The sequence below is a fragment of the Actinomycetota bacterium genome (genome assembly GCA_019347675.1).
In the GTDB taxonomy this organism is placed as follows: domain Bacteria; phylum Actinomycetota; class Nitriliruptoria; order Nitriliruptorales; family JAHWKO01; genus JAHWKW01.
The window spans coordinates 42,341-48,340 of the sequence record JAHWKW010000021.1 but is presented as its reverse complement, the minus strand read 5'-3'; the positions used below and the strand labels follow the sequence as shown (position 1 = coordinate 48,340).

General features: G+C 69.4%; 2 protein-coding genes. Both read right to left on the bottom strand.

The annotated features are described in order from the left end of the window. A partial coding sequence (locus tag KY462_13780) for a DUF4158 domain-containing protein (protein MBW3578782.1) occupies positions 1–333 on the bottom strand: 333 nt, incomplete at its 3' end. A gap of 434 nt (positions 334–767) precedes the next feature. After that, a complete protein-coding gene (locus KY462_13775; protein ID MBW3578781.1) occupies positions 768–3,977 on the bottom strand; it encodes an OmpA family protein in 3,210 nt (1,069 codons plus the stop codon). Between the last annotated feature and the right edge of the window lie 2,023 nt (positions 3,978–6,000).

The following is a 6,000-nucleotide window of genomic DNA, read 5'->3' as shown; positions in this document are numbered from 1 at the left end:
GTAGTCGGCAAGCGCCCTAGGATCGACACCAACCTGGGCGGCCACGAACCCCACCACGACCGCCGGCAAGGTGGCGACATCAGAGATCAGCCGACGCTCACCCCGCGCGCAGGTCAGCAACAGGGCCAGCGCCAGCCGATTGTGGTCGCCGCGTGCCTTGCTAATGAGTTCGAGGTCCTCGGGCACCAGCGTCCACAACTCCCGCAGTCGCTGCTCGTCCCAACCGTCGCCGGTGCGGACCGATGACCACTTCCGCCGCCGGAAAGCAGGACTCCCGGCAAGCACGACCTGCCGTCCGGCAACCCCGCCCCGATCTTGGGCCCCTCCGTCCACCCCGCCCCCCTCCTGGCACCCCATGCAGCAACCACGGCCGGGGAAGTCGGGGAAGGGCCTCTACCGTAAAACTCCGTCGGGTTCTTAACAAGACCCCCCTTCTTCACCGCGCCGCAGCCATCCACGCGCGCTGGTATCTGCTCCTACTAGGAGTGCAGCCCGACCAGGAGATTGACCACATCGCGAGAGCAGGCAATTGGAGGGCTGCGGGAACGCACGACCAGCGGCCCGCTCAGTCACGAAGGGTGATGGCGAACGGGCCGGGAGCATGGCGGCCTAACGGCGGTTGAGCCGTGGCGGCGAAACGGTTGGATTCTTGCCGTAGGGCCGCACTTGCGGCGTGCCCAGAGGGTTCAACCCTTTCGGCCAAGGTCCGCACCTGGAAGCACACTTCAGCGACGCGACACTAGCCAGGGAAGCGAGATTGACGGCCCTTACTGATTGTCCACCGAGTACACGCTCCCCGGATTATTGCGCTGCTCGACGATCCAGTCGTTGATCGCCTGCATCGGCTTCACCAGGCGGCCTTCGCGGCTCTCACGCTCTCGCTGGATCTTCTCCGGCACCGCTCGCATCGCATTCAGCACCGCGTGCACGGCGTCCACCTTCCGCTCCATCGCGGCGTCGGGCTGCGCGTGCGCGGCCACCGACTCGCGCATGCGGCTGAAGAACGAGAACCGGCCCCAGCGGCTCGGACGGTAGAACCAGCCCTTGACCGCCTGTTCCTCAGGCGTCATTGGCGACGTCCTGAAGTACCAGCGCATGTCGTGCAACAGGGCCTGGTAGCTGGAGACAAAGCCGTCGTCGACACCCGCGTCGGCCAGCTTGTAGATTAGGCGCTCCAGCGTGTCGCGCCGCGCCTCGTTCGGCTCGTTGTCCGTGATGTGCGCGCGCACCTCTCGCCAGTGCTCCGCCTTCCACGCGCGAGGAACGGCGCGGAACTCCACGCGTCGGTTCCACGCCCGCCACGCGCCCATCGGGTTATCCCGCATCTGCTGCTTGTGGAACACGTCATCGGGCGGCGCCGACCCCCGCTGGCCACCCCCGACGACCTCCACCTTGGCCGGGTGGAACCCGAAACGCTCGACAAGTAGCTTCTTCGAGTTCTCCGCCCGTTGCTGTGAGAGGGCCTGGTTGTAGGAGGGATCCCCGGAGAAGCTCGCCACTCCCACGACCTTCACGTCGTAACCGCGCTCACGCCAACTCGACATCGACGAAGGGAACGCGTAGTTCAGGCCGAGCACGTCGTCGAAGCGGGGGACGATCTCCGTCCCGCCGATCGCGAAGTTCCACAGTGTCCAGTCGAGCCAAGCGGTAGCTCCGTCCGGGGCCGCGTCCGTGTCGATCCGCGGCATCTGCCCCTGCAAACCGTATGGCACGTCACGGCTGAACCGGAGCTCGTCCACGTCCTCCTGTGGAAGCTGTGGCCGCTCGACGGTCGGCGCTCGCTCCGCCGTTCCGGTGCCGGACGAGGGCGGGCGGGCGTCGGTCGTGCTGCCAATGGCGCTCACGAACGCGTCGGACTCGTAGGAGCCGCTGCTCGAGCCGACCGGCCACGGCGCCCAGTCGTCCGGTGACCCGCCTCCACTCCCGCTGCCGCCGGCGCCTCCGACCATCCTGCCTCCTGTCGAGGAGCCCCCATGACCGTTCGCGATCGACACGCCGCCGTCACCGTCGCTCCGCGCCTTCGCGTCGAGCTTGGCGCCCTGGTTCATCAGGGCCCCGACCTTCGACGGGCTGGCGGAGCTCAGGGAGGGCCCGGGGCTGACCGGCACGCCGGTCGCGTAGGTCGCGGCGGCGGCCAGCGCAGCCTTTAGCACGTCCGCCCCGACCTTCAGGTTCTCCGTAGCTTGCTCCGCCGCGTGCCCCGCACCCGCACTCGATGCCTTGAGCGCGGCGTCGGTGAGTTGCGCGACGGCCGCGAGACCGCTCATATCCCTGAACATCGAGCCGTTTGCGACCGCGGCGAGCGTCGCGGCCAAGCCCTGCGGGTCGGGCAGGGACGTCGGGGCGACGATGTTGACGAGGGGGGCGCTGAACGGCGACGCTTGGAGATTCTCCGGCGTGGCGCGTGAGCCGGCCTGGAGCGGTGCGATCTCGGGGGCCTGCACGGGGATGGGTGAGTCCTGCCAGTTCCAGAACCTCGTGATGTCGAGCTTCTCGGCCGAGTTCGCCCGTCCTAACACCGCCTCAGCGAAGACCCCACCCGACGGCAGCGGCACGAGATCCTGATCCACGCGGCCGACGCTAACGCCGTGCTCGTCGAGCCACGACGCCCAGCCGCTGTCCTCACTCGGATCGGTATGCATCCGGAAGATGAGGTAGTTGCCGGCGATGGCCGCGGGCATCGGGTCGATGATCTCGGTCACGGGACGCCCGCCCAGCCGATACGGGGCGAGCACGGACGCCAGCTGTACGGAGTCGAGGCTCCGCCACACCGCCTGACTGTAGTGCAGTCGGTGCGCGTTCAGGTGTGCCGACACCTCGGCGGTCGACGCGGTCCCTCCGCGGAACTGCAAGCGCACGGTGCCGTAGTTCACCGGCACGTCCACGGTGAGCGGCAGCGCGGCAGTGCGTCCCCCGGTCTGGAAGCGGATCTCTACGGTGACGCGCTGCATGTCGCCTGACGAATCGTCCTCGTCCCCCCACAGCATGAACTCCAGCTCGCGCAGGTCGTTCAACAGGAGCGGCTCGGGCCGATTGCCCTTCACCGGCCAGCTCTGCGGCGCCTCGTCCGCGTAGCCCGGTTGCCATGCATAGCGCACGCCGCTCCGCGAGAACGCCCTGCACCACAGGCGCTGGTGCGTCGAATGGGCTGGGACCACGGTGATGTCTTCGGGGCGCAACGTCGCGTCCGCGGGGAGGTGAACCGTGTGCGCGGGGCGGGGGCCTACGGGGTGCGAGAGCGTGCGGGACAGGTCGGCTGCGGCGGCGGGCGACCACGGGGGCGCCTCATCGTTCAATGCCGGCGCCCGCACGGCGACGCTGTCCGGTCGATCCTGCATGACGGTGCGCACCTGTCCGTCGAGCGCGGCGGCGGCGATCACGTGCCGGAAGCGCTGCACCGTGACGGGATCGTGGAAGTCGATCAGACGGACAGGGATGAACAAGCAGCGCTCGGCGGCCTCCAGGCGCACCGCCACCCGGTAAAGCTGGACGACCTCGTAATACTGGATCGTCAAGGCGTGCATGTGGTTGTAGTTGACGAGCACTCGCGTCGACAGCTGCTCGCTCTCGCTCTGTGACACTTCCTTCACCACCGTCGCACGCCGGTTGCGCGCTGCGTTGGCGGCCTGCTGCGTGGAGTCGCGAATGTCCTGAGACATCGACGCGCCGATGCTGCGGAAGCCGCTCGAGCTCGACCATCCCATACCAACGGACGCCGTCGAGGCCATCCCGACGGAGCCGGCGACAAGGCCGGGCCCGGGAAGGAGGCCGACACCTGCGGCGCCCGCCTCTACGCTCGCGCTCGTGGCGGAGGTCGCCGATCGCCCCTGCTGCGATTCGCGGGCCACCGCGCTCGTCACCTCGCCGATCGAGCGGTTGTGCGCCGTCGTGTTCGCGAGCGCCTCTGTCTCCGACACGTCCTCCCGCTGGGCGCCGAAGGTACGGCGGGACCAGTCGATGACGGCGATGCGCGTCATCTCGCCAGGCGCGAGAGCGACGGCGTGGAGCAGCTGCCCCAACGTCAGCCCCTCTCGATACCACGACTGCGAGTAGCGGAGCATCGCGCCCACCGCCGGCCGGGCGAAGCCCACCTCGTCGTCGCCGTTCGCGACGTCCAGCGCCCCGGCGCTCACCAAGCTGTCGTCGTTCCTGCGCGACGGGATCAGCGCGTCCATAGGCAGGGGCGCGGACAGGCCCGGAGCGAGAGACAACCCCTCCCGCTTCTGCTGCGGACCGGCGTCCAGTTCGCGGTCCAGGACCAGCCGCTCGTAGAAGACGCGCTCGGTCGGGTACGTGCCAGAGCCGGGGACGAGATCCGCGGGAGGCGCGTCCGGAGCCATCGCGTCGGGCACCGCGGCCGTGTGCAAAAGCTGTCGAGCCACGGTGTACGGAGGCCAGTTGGCCAGGTCGTGGATCGTCTCCACTCCCAGGCCGTCGCGCAGTCGGGCGCCCGTCGCCGAGCCGATCCCGTCCAGCGCATCGACCTTCAGCGCCCCCACGTCGCCGTCCCCGTGCCGGTGGGCGCTGTCGATCAGCTGCTCTGGCCGCTCACCCAGCCGCGCCAGCGCGAGGGAATCCTCGCCGTCACCCGCGACGCTTCGCGCCGCGGCGAACACGCGGCTGACGGCGAGGTCGAGGACGGTGTGGACGCCGATGTGGGCGAGCACGTCGGACGCCGCCTTCGACACCCCCAGCAGCAGCCCGACATCCGCCTGCAAGGCCTCCTGCAGCGTGTCGATGACCGCTTGCGACCTGAACTTCCCATCCCAAGAACTCATCGACTTCTCCCGCCTACCGAGGGGAGCGCCCGCCGCGTCGTCGTTCGCAGGTCGCCGCCGTCTCCGCTGCCGTATGTTGAACCGCTGACACACTTGCGGATCCGTCGGCGCAGCGCGAGGAGGGAGGCCTGTGAACCCGCGTGGGTGGTAGCGTCCAACTGATGGTGATGACAGCACCACCGAGTACTCCAGGGGTGCGCTGAGCTCCCGGTGCCTGGGCCTCGCCCCCGGCGGTCGCTGCGGCACGCAGGCTGCGCGGCGGCGGGGCGAGCAGGAGGACCCGAAATGTCCCCGGCGAGGGACTAACCCAGCGTGTGCGGGGAACCATAGGCCCCCGCGAGGCGGTGTGGATCTCGCGGATGGTGGCAACCAGCGCCGCGTTGTCACGCGCACGCTGCGAGGGCTGTTGCTGGCGGGCCCGCCACTCGTAGAAGCCGGACGGTGACACGCCCAGCACACGACAGGCGAAGCGGACCGGGAAATCGGCCTTCTCTCGCTCGATGAACGCGTACGTCACGGCCGGGAAAGGACGTTCTCGCTAGCAAAGCAAAGAGCTGCTCTGTGTCAGCCGTTTCATTTCAGGGAGTCGGCCGGGGACCGTCCGCGGGCGGGGGAACACGTTGGACGTCTTCGACCACAGCTTACTCGGCGGCCACATACGCCCCCGGCTACGCTTCGCGATCATGCATCCGTAATAACCGGCATTATTTCGGCTAGGTTGGGGTGTGGACGGCGGCCTGGTCGGGCTGGTGGACGGCTGGGTGGACGAACAGGCGTGCGCGCTCGAGGCGTGGGCTGTCGCCCGCCTCGGAACGTGCGTACCGTTCGGATCTGGCCGGTCTGGCCCGCCGCGCCGCCGACGCCCACGGCCGGGCCAAACGCGGCCACCAACCGTCAGCTGGCGCGCGTCACCGTCGTCGACCTGACCGAGGACAACCTGGCAGCCGTTGCCTCGGCGCTCGCCACCAGGCCCGCGACCGGGCTCACGCCGATCGGGACGAGCCGGTGGCGGCCGCCGAAGAGGCTCGCCACCGTGCCGAACGTGCCGCGGACCGGGCGGCCGCCGCCGACCAGATGCGGCTCAGGCCGAGCAAACCGCGAACGCGCAGCGGGAACGCGCCGACGCGGCTGAGGCCGCCCGCGCAGACGCCGAGCAGGCCCGCCGCGACGCCGATCAGCGCGCCCAACGGCTCGAGACCCGGGTCACCGATCTCGAGCAGCA

Coding starts and splice junctions, on each gene's coding strand:
- KY462_13775 (MBW3578781.1), bottom strand. CDS start 3,977: ATGACGCGCATCGCCGTCATCGACTGGTCCCGCCGTACCTTCGGCGCC.